This window comes from Curtobacterium sp. AC272, from assembly GCF_979258155.1.
Genome location: NZ_OZ409838.1, coordinates 146,073 through 160,017 on the forward strand (window position 1 = coordinate 146,073; position 13,945 = coordinate 160,017).

8 protein-coding genes and 4 pseudogenes are annotated in these 13,945 nt (G+C 70.3%); 9 read left to right on the forward strand and 3 right to left on the reverse strand.

The features are described 5' to 3' along the window. Window positions 1-39: 39 nt before the first annotated feature. Together ACZZ0J_RS00770 and ACZZ0J_RS00775 are read right to left on the reverse strand one after the other, a co-directional pair. Window positions 40-1,397 (reverse strand): annotated as a pseudogene (locus ACZZ0J_RS00770) (protein kinase domain-containing protein); the annotation flags it as partial. Between the two features lie 82 nt (window positions 1,398-1,479). After that, entirely contained in the window at window positions 1,480-2,775 is a 1,296-nt protein-coding gene (locus tag ACZZ0J_RS00775) for a LysM peptidoglycan-binding domain-containing protein (RefSeq protein WP_463434146.1), read from the reverse strand. Between the two features lie 171 nt (window positions 2,776-2,946). Between ACZZ0J_RS00775 and ACZZ0J_RS00780 the strand changes: the two genes are divergently transcribed. Further along, window positions 2,947-3,303, forward strand: coding sequence for an Rv2175c family DNA-binding protein (locus ACZZ0J_RS00780; RefSeq protein WP_111085815.1), 357 nt, complete (start codon window positions 2,947-2,949; stop codon window positions 3,301-3,303). 70 nt (window positions 3,304-3,373) lie between these two features. Here the strand turns inward: ACZZ0J_RS00780 and ACZZ0J_RS00785 are convergent, their stop codons facing one another. Then, window positions 3,374-4,492 carry a polyprenyl synthetase family protein gene (locus tag ACZZ0J_RS00785; protein ID WP_463434148.1) on the reverse strand — a complete coding sequence of 373 codons (1,119 nt, stop codon included), beginning with the start codon at window positions 4,490-4,492 and terminating at the stop codon, window positions 3,374-3,376. A gap of 110 nt (window positions 4,493-4,602) precedes the next feature. Between ACZZ0J_RS00785 and ACZZ0J_RS00790 the strand changes: the two genes are divergently transcribed. The 8 genes and pseudogenes from ACZZ0J_RS00790 (at window position 4,603) to mraY (ending at window position 13,942) form a co-directional block, all read left to right on the forward strand. After that, on the forward strand, window positions 4,603-5,004 hold the full coding sequence (locus ACZZ0J_RS00790) for a DUF3040 domain-containing protein (protein WP_131846264.1): 402 nt from the start codon (window positions 4,603-4,605) through the stop codon (window positions 5,002-5,004). 641 nt (window positions 5,005-5,645) lie between these two features. Continuing rightward, window positions 5,646-6,077, forward strand: coding sequence for a division/cell wall cluster transcriptional repressor MraZ (mraZ, locus tag ACZZ0J_RS00795; protein WP_463434151.1), 432 nt, complete (start codon window positions 5,646-5,648; stop codon window positions 6,075-6,077). A 106-nt stretch (window positions 6,078-6,183) separates the two neighbouring features. Then, a pseudogene (gene rsmH / locus ACZZ0J_RS00800) lies at window positions 6,184-7,154 on the forward strand (16S rRNA (cytosine(1402)-N(4))-methyltransferase RsmH). 1 nt (window position 7,155) lies between these two features. Further along, a complete protein-coding gene (ftsL, locus tag ACZZ0J_RS00805; RefSeq protein WP_463434153.1) occupies window positions 7,156-7,842 on the forward strand; it encodes a cell division protein FtsL in 687 nt (228 codons plus the stop codon). Window positions 7,843-7,936: 94 nt separating this feature from the next. Beyond that, a pseudogene (locus ACZZ0J_RS00810) lies at window positions 7,937-9,577 on the forward strand (peptidoglycan D,D-transpeptidase FtsI family protein); the annotation flags it as partial. Window positions 9,578-9,688: 111 nt separating this feature from the next. Further along, window positions 9,689-11,337: pseudogene (locus tag ACZZ0J_RS00815) on the forward strand (Mur ligase family protein); the annotation flags it as partial. Beyond that, window positions 11,334-12,842, forward strand: coding sequence for a UDP-N-acetylmuramoyl-tripeptide--D-alanyl-D-alanine ligase (locus ACZZ0J_RS00820; protein ID WP_463434155.1), 1,509 nt, complete (start codon window positions 11,334-11,336; stop codon window positions 12,840-12,842). The pseudogene ACZZ0J_RS00815 and the gene ACZZ0J_RS00820, both read left to right, overlap by 4 nt. After that, window positions 12,839-13,942, forward strand: coding sequence for a phospho-N-acetylmuramoyl-pentapeptide-transferase (gene mraY, locus ACZZ0J_RS00825; protein ID WP_123938314.1), 1,104 nt, complete (start codon window positions 12,839-12,841; stop codon window positions 13,940-13,942). The genes ACZZ0J_RS00820 and mraY overlap by 4 nt, the downstream gene beginning before the upstream one ends. Window positions 13,943-13,945 lie beyond the last annotated feature (3 nt).

Genomic DNA, 13,945 nt, shown 5'->3' on the forward strand with positions numbered 1-13,945 from the left:
GGAGGTGCCCTTCTGCACCTCGCGCTTCGCGGCCGGCTTGGTGATGGACACCTGTCCCTTCGCGACGACGGCGTCGAACCGGGTTCCGGTCTTCGACGCCGCGTGCAGGCCCTGGGCTTCGAGCAGCTGCCGGGCCTGCGAGACCGACTTGCCCGTCACTTCGGGGATGCGCACGTTGCCACCCGGCCCCGGCCCGAAGTACCAGCCGAAGCCCGCGCCGATGAGCAGGAGCACGACGAAGACCGACAGCGCGATCCAGCCGCGCTTGCGACGCTTCGCGGAGAGGTCGGCCAGGCGCTGTCCCGCGGGCGAGAGCACCCCGGGCTGCGCGCCCGTGCGGCGCGGGCCCGGACCGGTGTTGCGGTTTCGGGCCGTGGGACGCTGGCGGTCGGGGCTGTCGATGATCGCCGTGGCATCGGTGGCAGCCGGTGCGTCGGCGGCAGCAGCGCGGGCACCAGCGGCAGCAGCGCCGAGCCCGGCAGCGGCCCCGCCGCCGGACGGCAGGATCGCGGTCGCGTTCTCGGGCCGCAGCACGGCGGTCCGGTACTGGCCCGTGGCGCGCTGCTGGTTGCCCGCCATGTGGTCGAGCATCTCGCGGGCGTCGCGCGGACGGTCCTCGGGGTCGCGGGCGGTCGACCAGGCGACGAGTTCGTCGAGCTCGGGTGGGACGCCGGACACCGCGGCACTCGGGACCGGCACCGTGTCGTTCGCGTGCTGGTAGGCGATCTGCATCGGCTGCTCGCCCTTGTAGGGCTGTTCGCCGGTGAGCATCTCGTAGAGCATGATGCCGAGCGCGTAGATGTCGCTGCGCGAGTCGGCGGCGCCACGGGTGACGAGCTCGGGGAGAGGTACGCGATCGTGCCGAGCAGGGCGGCCCCGGTCGCGGTGTTCGCCGTCGTCGCCCGGGCCAAGCCGAAGTCGCCGAGCTTGATGCGGCCGTCGTCGGCGAGCAGGACGTTCTCGGGCTTCAGGTCGCGGTGCACGATGCCGGCGCGGTGGGCCGAGGCGAGGCCGGCCAGCACGGCCCGCAGGATGTCCGTCGCCTGCTCCGGCGTCAGGGCGTGGTGCTCCTGCAGCAGGTCCCGCAGCGTGATGCCCGGGATGTACTCCATGACGATGTAGGCGGTGTCGTCCTCGGCGCCCTGGTCGTAGACGCCGACCAGGTTCGGGTGGGACAGCCGCGCGGCGGACCTCGCCTCTTGGATGAAGCGCTCACGGAAGGCCTGGTCGTCGGCCAGGTGCCCGTGCATGATCTTGATCGCGACGCGTCGCTCGAGGCGGACGTCGGTCGCGAGGTACACGGTCGCCATGCCCCCGCGCGCGATGCGGGAGCGGACGCGGTACCGCTGATCGATCATGCGACCGATCATCGGATCCGTGGCGGCGTTGGTGGTCATCGGCGGCATTCTACGAATCGAGACTGCACGACACCGCACCGGCGCACCGGTCGTGACCCAATCTCGATCTTCCGGATGAGACTCAGAGGGTGGCCAGCCAGCCCTGGGCGGCGCTCGCCCAGTTGGCGTAGGCCTTGGGGTACGCGGAGAGCTGCACGGCCTGGGCGGCGTCGGTGATGCTCATCGACGACCACCCGGGCACGTCGAGCAGCCCGCGGGTCTTGCCGACGTTCGGGTTGCTGCGACCGCCGAAGAACAGCTTCGTCGCGTACGCCGGGTCCTGCAGCTTCGCCGCGCTGCCCCAGCCCTGGCTCGGCCGCTGTTGGAACAGGCCGACCGAGTCGCGGTCGCCGTGGGGCAGGTTGCGCAGGCTCGACTCCTGCATCGCGGCGGCCAGGGCCACCACGATGCCGCGGTCGGACACCCCGAGGGAGCGGCCGACGGCGACGATGGTGGCCGCGTTCTGGCGCTGCTCGGCACTCAGTCCGACGGCGGCGCTCACCGCGGCGCGCGACGGCGCCGTGGCGGTCGTCGCAGCAGTGCTCGACGACGGGATGACGAGGGTCTTGCCCGCGTAGATCGTGCTCGTGTAGGTCAGGCCGTTCGCCGACAGCAGCGAGGCGACGGAGACGTGGTGGGACGCAGCGATCGAGCCGATCGTGTCGCCCGAGGAGATCTTCACACTCGACTTCGACGAACCTGACGACGCTGCGGACGTGGACACCGAGCTGCCACCGGACGAGCCGTGCGGTACCCGGAGCGTCTGGCCGGGGTAGATCACGCTGCGCTGCGAGAGCTTGTTGGCGCTGAGGAGCGCGGTCGTCGACACGCCGACCCGCGACGCGATGCCGGACACGGTGTCGCCCGACTTCACGTGGTAGCTCGAGGTACTCGATCCCGACCCGGACCCGGACGTCGATCCGGCGCTCGTGGTCGTGCGCGCCGTCGTCACCGCGGGCGTCGACGCCAGGTGCAGCGTCTGCCCGGGGTGGATGATCGTGTTCCAGCCGAGGCCGTTGCGCACCAGGACCTCCTGCGCCGACAGGCCGAAGCGGGCGGCGATGCCCGAGACCGTGTCGCCCTGACGGACGGTGTAGGTCGTGGGGGCGGCTGCCTTCGTCGTCGCGGCGACCGTCGTGACGACGGTCTGCGACGGACGTGCGACCGCGGTGCCGAAGACCGGACGGTTGCCGACGTTGCGGTCTTGGTCGACATGGCGCTTGTGGTTCGAGTCCGCGTCGTCGTGGCGCGGTTCGGCGTGCGCGATGGGGCCGGTCAGGCCGGCGGTCACCGCGATCGTGCCCGCGAGGACGATGGGCATGGTCGCGAACCGGGCGGATCGTGCGCGCCGGGCGGCTTCGTCTGCAGCGTTGTCCACGGTTTCTCCTGATCTCGACTGTCCCGTGCGCGTGCATGCGCGCACTCACAGGTGGCACAACGCTGGCATGGTGTGATTCCCAAGTCAACCAGAGAGCCGGATGTGGTGCGTGTGGCGAATGTGACGAACGGTGCGTACTCACTCGGCGCCCCGCTCTGGCACCATGGGCGTGTGAGTGCTGCACCCGTCGACGACCTCTCCCTCTCCGAGCGCTGGCTGACCGTCCCCGAACTGGTGGACCTGTTCAGCACCAGCCCCGGCCGGATCCACCGCCTGTTCGAGGAGAAGACCCTGCTGGCGGCCCGCGTCGGTGGTGTCCTGCGCGTGCCGAGCGAGTTCCTCGAGGACCGCGAGCCCATGCCGGAGCTGCGTGGCACCCTGACCGTGCTCAGCGACAACGGCTTCACCGACGACGAGGCGGTCCGCTGGATGCTCACGGTCGATGACTCGATGGGTGTCTCGCCCATCGCGGCGCTGCGCGCCGGTCGCAAGGCCGAGGTGCGTCGCGTGGCCCAGTCGCTGCTCTAGACGCGTTCCGAGCAGACGGGAGGCCCGGTGCAAGCTGGCACCGGGCCTCCCGTCTGTCCTGGTGTCGCGTCTACGACGACCGGCGGCTGACCGTGTCGGCCAGCGACGCGAGCTGCTCCCGTGCCGACGGTGTCAACGGCGACGCGTCGAGCGCCGCCTTCGCGCGCTGCACGTGTCGGTCGATGGAACGCTCGACCGCGGCGACCGCACCGGACTCGGTGAGGGTGGCGCGGAGCATCTGCACCTGCTGATCGTCGAGGTCGGGGTCGCCGAGGAGCTCGTCGAGCAGCTGCCGCGGGCCACTGGCCAGCGCCTTGCGGGCCGAGGCGATGAGCACGGTCCGCTTGCCCTCGCGCAGGTCGTCGCCTGCGGGCTTGCCGGTGACCTCCGGGTCACCGAACACGCCGAGCATGTCGTCGCGCAGCTGGTAGGCGACGCCGAGGGGGAGCCCGAAGGCGCGGAGGCCCTCGAGTTGGGAGTCGCTCGCCCCGGCCACCAGCGCGCCGATGACGAGCGGTGCTTCGATCGAGTACTTCGCGGACTTGAAGACGATGACGCGCTGGGCGCGGAGCAGGTGCTCGGACTCGTCGATGACGGGCCAGGCCGTTTCCTCGTGCACGTCGAGGTACTGGCCCGCGGTGACGTCGAGGCGCATCGCGTGGAACTCCTGGCGCACGATGCGGGCGCGCACCGGGTCGAGGAGCGCGAGGCCCTCGTCGAACACCGAGTCGCTGAGGGACAGCAGCAGGTCACCGAGCAGCAGCGCCGAGTTCGTGCCGTACTGCCCGCGGTCGCCGACGAAGCCGGACTCCTGGTGGAGGGCCTCGAAGCGGCGGTGTGCTGCGGGACGCCCACGGCGGGTGTCCGAGCGGTCCATGATGTCGTCGTGCACGAGCGCCGCTGCGTGGAAGACCTCGAGCGCTGCGGCGACCGTGACGATCGCCTCGGCCGTGGTCTGACGGGAGCCCTCGGCGAGCGGGTCGAACGAGCCCGAACGGCCCGCCACCGACTGCCATCCCCAGTAGCAGAACAGCGCTCGGAAGCGCTTGCCGCCGGACAGCAGATCTCGGGCGTACAGGTCGAACGGGGCGAGATCGGGGCTGATCGCGAGGAGCCGTTCACGCTGCTCGTCGAGTGCCCGGTCGATACGCGCCGATACGAGGTCCACTAATCGCGTACTCTCAGCCACAGTCCCTACCCTAGTGGAGCGGTTGGGACATAGAATCGGTCCACTCAACCGAGTGTTTTCCAGCCCGGTTGTTCAACCCCGCGTCGATCCCAGGAACAGAGGGAACCAAGATGCCGCTCTCGGAACAGGAGCAGCGCCTTCTCGAAGAGATGGAGCGCAGCCTCTACCAGAACGATTCCGATTTCGTGGCGCGTGTCACACGTCGACAGGGTCGTCCGACGTACACAGCCATCACGCTCGGAGTGCTCGGTGCACTCGCCGGCGTCGCGATCGTGATCGTCGGTCTCGTGATCAAGGCCCCGCTGCTGGGCATCCTCGGCTTCGTCGTGATGCTCGCCGGTGTCCTCTTCGCGTTGCGCCCGGGCATGCGTGCCCCGAAGGCGAAGCCCGCCCGACCGGGTGCTCCGGCGTCCGGTGGTTCGGCTCGTCCTGCCAGTGGCGGCGGTGGCGGCGGGTCCTTCATGGACCGCATGAACGACCGCTGGGACAAGCGGAACGACCAGGGGCAGTAGCAGCCCTCCACACTCCTCCCTCGTGACGGGGTCGGCCTTCGGGCCGGCCCCGTTTGCGTGCCCGGGCCGCGCCCCGCGTCGAGCGTCGAGCGTCCCCGGGGGCGCCCCGCGTCGAGCGTCGTCGAGGTTCCGAAATCTCGGCATCTCGCGCGCTCGGGCGTCCCTCCGTGGAACCTCGGCGACCTGCGCGCGGCATGTCGTGGAACCTCGGTGCGATGGCTCGGGCGTGGCGAGAGCGTGGTGAGAGCGTGGCAGGGGGCGTGGCAGGGGGCGTGGCAGGGGCGTCGCGGGAGCGATCGGGCGCAGACGCCACGGCGCCGAGCACCGCCGAGCAGCAGCGCGAGACACGCCGCCGCACCCTCGCCACACGCCTCCGCACCCTCGCCACACGCCGCCGCACCTCGCCGCGCCACGGGGCGCTCCACTGGCTGCGAAAGTCCTCCACTTTCCTCCACGCCCGCCGCTCCCGCCCAGATCCCCGGCACGACGGGCATCCGCCACAGCTGTGCGGCTCTCAAAGCTGCCGAAACGGCCCCAAAGGGGTGCCACGGGGCGAAAAGGGAGTGGAATCCTGGCCGGGGGAGGGCAGTGGAGTAAAGTGGGGCTTGCAACGGTCCGGTGGAGCGGAGGGGAGGCCCGACGTGCTGCTCGGTACTCATGCCCCGAAGCTCGACGAGAAGGGTCGCGTGATCCTCCCCGCCAAGTTCCGGGACGAACTGTCCGGGGGACTCGTGATGACCCGCGGCCAGGAACGCTGCGTCGTGGTCTTCAGCGCCCGGACGTTCGAGGAACTCCACGAGCGCATCCGGACCGCACCGATGACGTCGAAGCGCACCAGGGACTACATGCGCCTGTTCCTCTCGGGGGCCAGCGCTGAACAGCCCGACAAGCAGAACCGCGTGACGATCCCGCAGAACCTCCGTGAGTACGCGGGGCTCGAACAGGACCTGACGGTCATCGGCAGCGGTGACCGTGCCGAGATCTGGTCGACCACCGCGTGGGAGGCCTACTACGCCGAAGCCGAAGAGGCGTTCGCCGACAACGACGAGGAGGTGATCCCGGGGATCTTCTGATCCGTGGATCGGGACTCCCAGCCGTGAAGCCCTGACATCACTTCCCCGATGTCAGGTCGCATGGATGGGGATCCGGACCCGCGGCCCGGAAGACGAGGGGCTGCACATGGCCGACAACGACAACGACAACGGGACACCACGCTTCCCGCACACCCCGGTGATGCTCGAGCGCATCGTCGACCTGTTCACGCCGACGCTCGACGGACCGGGCAAGGTCGTCGTGGACGCCACGCTCGGCATGGGCGGACACTCCGAGGGCCTGCTCGAGCGGTTCCCGGAGCTCACGCTCATCGGGCTCGACCGGGACACCGACGCACTCGGCATCGCGGGGGAGCGCCTGGCCCGCTTCGGTGACCGCGTTCGGCTCGTGCACACCGTGTACGACGGCATCGTCGACGCGATCGAGGGCGAGGGCTTCCGTCAGGTCGACGGCGTGCTCTTCGACCTCGGCGTGAGCTCGCTGCAGCTCGACCGGGCCGAGCGCGGCTTCGCGTACAGCCAGGACGCCCCGCTCGACATGCGCATGGACCGGACCGAGGGGCAGACCGCCGCCGACGTCCTGGCCACCTACGACGAGGGCGAACTGCGCCGCATCTTCCAGCGCTACGGCGAGGAGAAGCTCGCCGGCCGCTACGCCCGGGCCATCGTCGACCGCCGCGCGAGCGTGCCGTTCGAGATGTCGGGCGACCTGGTGCAGGTGCTCCACGACGCGACCCCGGTCGCGATCCAGCGCCAGGGCCACCCCGCGAAGCGCGTGTTCCAGGCGCTGCGCATCGAGGTGAACGCCGAACTCAGCGTCCTCGAACGCGCGATCCCGGCGGCGCTCGACGCCATCGCGGTCGGCGGTCGCATCGTCGTCGAGTCGTACCAGTCGCTCGAGGACCGCATCGTCAAGCGGGCACTGGTGGCGCGCACGAAGTCGAGCGCCCCCGCCGGGCTGCCGGTCGAGCTCCCCGAGCACGCCCCCACCTTCTCCCTGATCGTCAAGGGCGCCGAGCTGGCCGACGAGGCCGAGCGCGCCGCCAACCCCGAGCAACACCCGTGCGCCTGCGCGCGGCCGAGCGGATCCGGAAGTGACATGAGCACGAACCTCGCACTCGTCGACCCCGCCGTCGTCCCGTCCCGCGCCCCGCGCCCGGACCGCCAGCGCCGACCGGAGCTCGTCGAGGTCACGCCGACCGCGGCCCAGCGCCGTGCACGTCCCCGTATCGGCTACGCCGTCACCGCGGTCGTCGCACTCGGCGTCCTGCTGCTCGCCCAGCTCGGCATCAGCATGGTGCTCAGCCAGGGGGCCTACACGCTGAGCGCGCTCGGCACGGAGCAGACGAACCTGTCCCGCACGCAGCAGTCGCTGTCCGAGGAACTCCGTGTGCTCGACTCGCCGCAGAACCTGGCCCGCAACGCGCAGTCCCTCGGGATGATCGCGAACTCCACGCCGGTCTACCTCGACCCCAAGACGGGCCGGGTCTACGGCACGCCGACCCCGGCGGTCGCCGACCAGGCCACCGCGAGCACGGAGAACCAGGTGCCGAACTCCCTGCTGAACGACGTCCCCCTCGCTGCGAAGCAGGGCGACACGTCGACGAGCAAGGAGACGGGCTCGACGACCGGCACCGCCAGCGCCGGCACCGCCAGCGCCGGCACCGCCAGCGCCGGCACCGCCGCGTCTGAGAAGACGAGCGGCGCCAGCGCGTCGGACGGGGGTTCCTCGAAGTCCTCCGTAGAGTCCGACGCGAACCAGCTCCAGGCGCCCTCCACCCGGTGACCTGCGGGTCTGAACCACCCTCAGCACCATCCGGGAAGGACCGCACCGCGTGACGAAGACGATCCGCAACCGCCGACTGCGCTACAGCATCGTGATGATCGCCGTGATCGCCCTGGTGGGTGTCTTCGTGGTCCGCCTCGTCGACATCCAGGTCGTGCAGGCCTCGGCCCTCAACGAGCAGTCGACGCAGAAGCGCAGCATCCCGGTGACGATCTACGGCACCCGCGGGTCGATCGTCGACCGCAACGGCACGGAACTCGCCGACAGCGTCACCCGGTACAACATCACCACCGCCCCGCGCCTGGTCAAGGCCTTCAAGGGGAAGCTCGGCGGGACCCGGGTCAAGGACATCAGCGTGTCGACGGCGCTCACCGCCCTGGCGAAGGCCTCGGGTGGCGACGTCGCGACCATGCGGAAGAACATCGCAGCGAACCCGAAGTCGGACTTCGCGTACCTGGTCAAGGGCCTCGACGTGAAGCACTACGAGGCCGTCACCGACCTCGGTATCCCGTGGATCTACAAGGAGCAGCAGGCGTCGCGGGTGTACCCGACGGGTGCGACCACGGGCAACGTCACCGGCTTCATGGGCACGGACGGCGCACAGGCCGGCCTGGAGTACGCCTACAACAAGTGCCTCGCCGGCACGAACGGCTCGGAGACGTACGAGCGCGGTGAGGACGGTGTCCAGCTGCCTGGTAGCACGGTGACGAAGAAGCAGGCCAAGGACGGCGGCACGCTCGTCACCACGATCGACAGCGACCTGCAGTACATGGCGTTGCAGACCATCGCGTCCGCCGCGAAGTCCCTGCAGGCCGAGTCCGCGACGGCCACGGTCACCAGCGTGAAGACGGGTGAGCTGCTCGCGGTCGCCGACTACCCGACCGTCGACCCGAACGACGTGGACGCCACCACCGACAAGGGGGCGTTCGGTTCCCGGGCACTCACGGCGAGCTACGAGCCCGGATCGACGATCAAGGCCGCCATCGCCGCGGCCCTGATCGACCAGGGCAAGTCGAGCCCCACCGACCAGGCGGTCGTGCCGTACTCGCGCACCTTCCCCTGGGGCGGCACGATCCACGACTCCGAGTTCCACGAGACCGAGAACCTGACGCTGACCGGCATCCTGCAGAACTCGTCGAACGTCGGCATCACCGAGCTCGGGGCCCGGCTGACGGCTCAGCAGCGGTACGACTACATGCAGAAGTTCGGACTGTTCGAGCCGGAGTCGGCGATCGACTACCCTGGCCAGCCGTCGATGGACTACGGCTCGAGCCCGAACTGGGACCAGCAGACGAACATCAACTCGATGTTCGGCCAGGGCATCTCGACGACCGCGGTCCAGGTCGCCAGCGTGTTCCAGACCATCGCGAACGACGGTGTCCGGATCCCGCTGCACTTCGTCAAGGGCTGCACCACCTCGGACGGCACGACCATCGACGCGCCCGACGTGCAGAAGCAGCGCGTCGTGTCCGCCGATGCTGCGACCCAGGTCACCGACATGCTCCAGAGCGTGGTCACGGGCGGCACGCTCGTGGGCATGAAGCCGATCTCGGGCTACAACATCGCCGCGAAGACCGGTACCGCCGAGGTGGCCGAGGGCTCGAAGGGCTACGGCGGTCAGCGCATCACCTCGGTGGCCGGAATGGCACCCGCCGAAGACCCCCAGTATGTTGTCACGGTGACGTTCACGAAGCCGCAGACCAACAAGTGGTCGAGCGGAGCGGCTCCGGCGTTCCGCACACTCATGTCCCAGGTGCTCGAGAAGTACCGAGTAGCCCCTCCGCGTCCGAGGCGAAGCTCTACCCGTCCACGTGGTGAGGAAGAAGGAACACTTGTCCGCACGGATCCCCCGGTCCTCCGGCCCGAACACCCGACCCCGAGGGCGGTCGCCGAACTCGCGAACGCGTTCGGCCTCCGCGTCGTCGGTTCCCTCGACGCCGTCGAGACGACCGGTGTCACGCTGAGCGCCGCCGAGGTGCAGCCGGGTGACGTCTTCGTCGGCGTGCACGGTGCGAACCGGCACGGCGCGGAGTTCTCCGCCGAGGCCGCCGAGCGCGGTGCCGTCGCCGTCCTGACCGACGACGCGGGCGTGGAGAGCGCACGAGCGGCCGGCCTGCCGGTCCTCGTCGTGGACGACCCCGTGCTGCCCTGGGCGACGTGTCCGCCTGGGTGTACCGCACCCACCCGGACGAGGCCACCGACCTGCCGCAGCTGTTCGCCGTCACCGGCACGAACGGCAAGACGAGCACGTCGTACATCCTCGAGGGGATCCTCAAGCAGCTCGGCCTGGTCACCGGCCTGAGCTCGACCGCCGAGCGCCACATCGGCGCGCTCAGCGTGACGAGCCGCCTCACCACGCCCGAGGCCAGCGAGATGCACGCGCTCCTCGCCCGGATGCGCGAGAGCGAGGTGCGCGCGGTCGCCGTCGAGGTGAGCGCGCAGGCCCTCAGCCGCCACCGGGTCGACGGCATCGTCTTCGACGTCGCGGCCTTCACGAACCTGTCGCACGACCACCTCGACGACTACGCCGACATGGAGGAGTACTACCAGGCGAAGCTCCCGCTGTTCCAGCCCGAGCACGCCCGTCGCGGCGTCGTCTCGCTGGACACCGACTGGGGCCACCGCGTGGTGCAGGACTCCCGCATCCCGGTCACGACGATCACCGTGGACCCGGACGTCGAGGCCGAGTGGCACGTCGACATCGTCGAGGCGCACGCCGCGTACACCGAGTTCCGCCTGACCGGTCCCGAGGGCCGCGAGCTCACCACCCGTGTGCCCCTGATCGGCTGGCACATGGCCGCGAACGCCGCACTGGCGATCGTCATGCTGGTCGAGGGCGGTTTCGAGCTCGGTGCCATCGCGCACGCGCTCGACAGCAACCACCGCCGCTACCCCGACGAGGACGACCGCGACGAGCACGAGGCCCGAAGCGACCGCGACGGCGACGTGCGCCGCGTGTCCGCCATCGAGTGCTACCTGCCCGGCCGGACCGAGCGTGTCTCGGGCGAGCACGGCCCGAGCGTCTACGTCGACTTCGGCCACAGCGCCGATGCGTTCGAGAACACCCTCGCGGCCGTCCGCCAGTTCACGTCCGGCAAGGTCCTCATGCTGTTCGGCGCCGACGGCGACCGCGACACCACGAAGCGCGGCGACATGGCCCGCGTCGCGGCGGCCGGCAGCGACATCCTCGTCGTCACCGACCACCACCCCCGCTTCGAGGACGCCGCGTCGATCCGGAAGACCCTGGTCGACGCTGCGCGCGAGGCGTTCCCGGACCACGAGCTGCACGAGGTGAGCCCGCCCGAGGCCGCCATCCGCCTGGCCGTCGGCCTGCTCGGCGAAGGCGACTCCATCCTCTGGGCCGGCCCGGGCCACCAGGACTACCGCGACATCGCCGGCGTCCGCACCCCCTACTCGGCACGCGACGAGGCCCGTCAGGCCCTGCGCGAAGCCGGTTGGGAGCCGAACTCCGGTCCGGCCGAGGACCTCCGATGATCGCGCTCACCCTCGCCGAGATCGCCACCGCGGTCGGCGGCGAGCTGATCGGCGGTGCCCAGGCGACCGACGTCGCCGAGCCCGGCGACCTGGTGGTGGAGGGCTCGGTCGAGACCGACTCACGCCTGGTCCGCCCCGGCAGTGTCTTCTTCGCCCTGCCCGGCGAGGTCACGGACGGGCGCCGCTTCGTGCCCGCCGCGACCGAAGCCGGTGCCGCGCTGGTCATCACGCCCGAGCGCGTCGAGACCACCGCGCCGCAGATCATCGTCGCGGACGGCTACGCAGCACTCGCTGCGCTCGCGCACGAGGTCGTCACCCGGGTCCGGATGGCCTCCGCCGACCGCGTCGACGCCGAGGGGCGTCCGGCACCGCTCAAGGTCGTCGGCATCACCGGCTCGAACGGCAAGACGAGCACGAAGAACATGCTCCGGACGATCCTCGAGCAGCACGGCGAGACCGTCGCGCCCGAGGGGTCCTTCAACAACCACGTTGGGGCACCGATCTCGATGCTCCGGGTCACGGACGACACCCGGTTCCTGGTCGTCGAGATGGGGGCCAGCGGCGTCGGCCACATCGCGGCGCTCGTCCGGATCGCCGAGCCGGACGTCGGTGTCGTGCTCAAGGTGGGCCTGGCGCACGCCGGCGAGTTCGGCGGCATCGAGGCGACGCAGCGCGCGAAGTCCGAGATGGTCACCGACCTGCCCGCCTCCGCGACCGCACTGCTCAACGTCGACGACGACCGGGTCGCGTCGATGCGCGACCTGACGGCCGCCCAGGTGGTCGGCTTCGGCACGTCGGCGGATGCCGATTACCGCATCACCGGCATCGAGACGGACCGCAGCGGCACCCGCTTCACCCTCACCGCGCCTCCCGTCGACCAGGAAGGCGACCGTCCGGCGGACGGTACCCAGCCTGGAGGCCCGGATCACGTGGACGTGCGCCTCGCGATCCTGGGTGAGCACCACGCGATGAACGCGGCCGCCGCCCTGACGGTCGCCCACCGCTGGGGCGTCCTGCTCGCCGACGGCGCCGCGGCGCTCGCGTCGATGACGCGCGCCGAGCGCTGGCGCATGGAGCTGCTGCAGGGCGGACCCGAGGGCGTCACCGTCATCAACGACGCCTACAACGCGTCGCCGGACTCGACCGCAGCGGCGCTGCGGACCCTGGCGCAGATCGTGCGCCCGGGGGAGCGGACCGTCGCCGTGCTCGGCGAGATGGCCGAGCTCGGCGAGTTCTCGACCGAGGAGCACGACCGCATCGGTCGGCTCGTCGTCCGTCTCGGCATCGGACAGCTCGTGGTCGTCGGACGCGGCGCGATGCCCATCCACCAGGCCGCCACCCTCGAGGGATCGTGGGACGGCGAGTCGGTGTTCATCGAGGACGTCGACGACGCCGTCCGGTCACTCCAGGACATGCTGCGCCCCGGCGACGTGGTCCTGGTCAAGTCCTCGAAGTCGGCCGAACTGCGATTCCTCGGCGACCGCCTCGGAGGTGTCACCGAATGATCGCGCTCCTCATCGCCGGCGCTACGTCGCTGGTGTTCACGTTGCTGCTCACCCCGTTCTTCATCAAGCTCTTCCACCGTCTCGGGTGGGGGCAGTTCATCCGTGACGACGGTCCGCAGTCGCACCACACCAAGCGCGGCACCGCGACGATGGGCGGCATCGTCCTCATCATCGGCGCCGTGATCGGGTACTTCGTCGGCCACCTGGTCGGACGCGACTCGATCACCCTGTCCGGCCTGCTCGTGCTGTTCCTCATGGTGGGGCTGGGCTTCGTCGGGTTCATCGACGACTTCCTCAAGGTCCGGCGCCAGCGGAGCCTCGGGCTCGGCGGGTGGGCCAAGGTCCTCGGCCAGGTCATCGTCGGCGTCATCTTCGCCACGGTCGCCCTGGTGGTGCCGACGTCGAACGGCAAGCCCCCGGCTTCGACCATGATCTCCGCGATCCGGGACATCCCGTGGCTCGACTTCATGGCGCTCGGCACGGTCATCGGCACCGTGCTGTTCCTGGCCTGGATCGTGCTGCTCACGGTGTCGACGTCGAACGGCGTCAACGTCGCGGACGGCCTCGACGGTCTCGCGACCGGCTCGAGCATCCTGGCGATCGGCTCGTACGTCATCATCGGCTTCTGGCAGTCCAACCAGATCTGCGGCGGCGCCCGTCTCGACGCGAGTACGGAGCACGCCTGCTACACCGTGAGCAACCCGCTCGACCTGGCGGTCGTCGCGGCCGCGGTCTGCGGTGGGCTCATCGGCTTCCTCTGGTACAACACCTCGCCGGCGCAGATCTTCCTCGGCGACACCGGTTCGCTCGGCCTCGGTGGGGCGCTGGCGGGTCTCGCGATCCTCAGCCGCACCGAGCTCCTGCTCATCCTGATCGGCGGCCTGTTCTTCATCGTCACCGGCTCGGTCATCCTGCAGCGGGCGTACTTCAAGATCACCCACGGGAAGCGGATCTTCCGGATGAGTCCGCTGCACCACCACTTCGAGCTGAAGGGGTGGGCCGAGGTGACGGTCGTCGTCCGGTTCTGGATCATCGCGGGGCTCTTCGTCGCCGCGGGGGTCGGCCTCTTCTACCTCGAATGGATCGCACGCGTTGGTTGACCC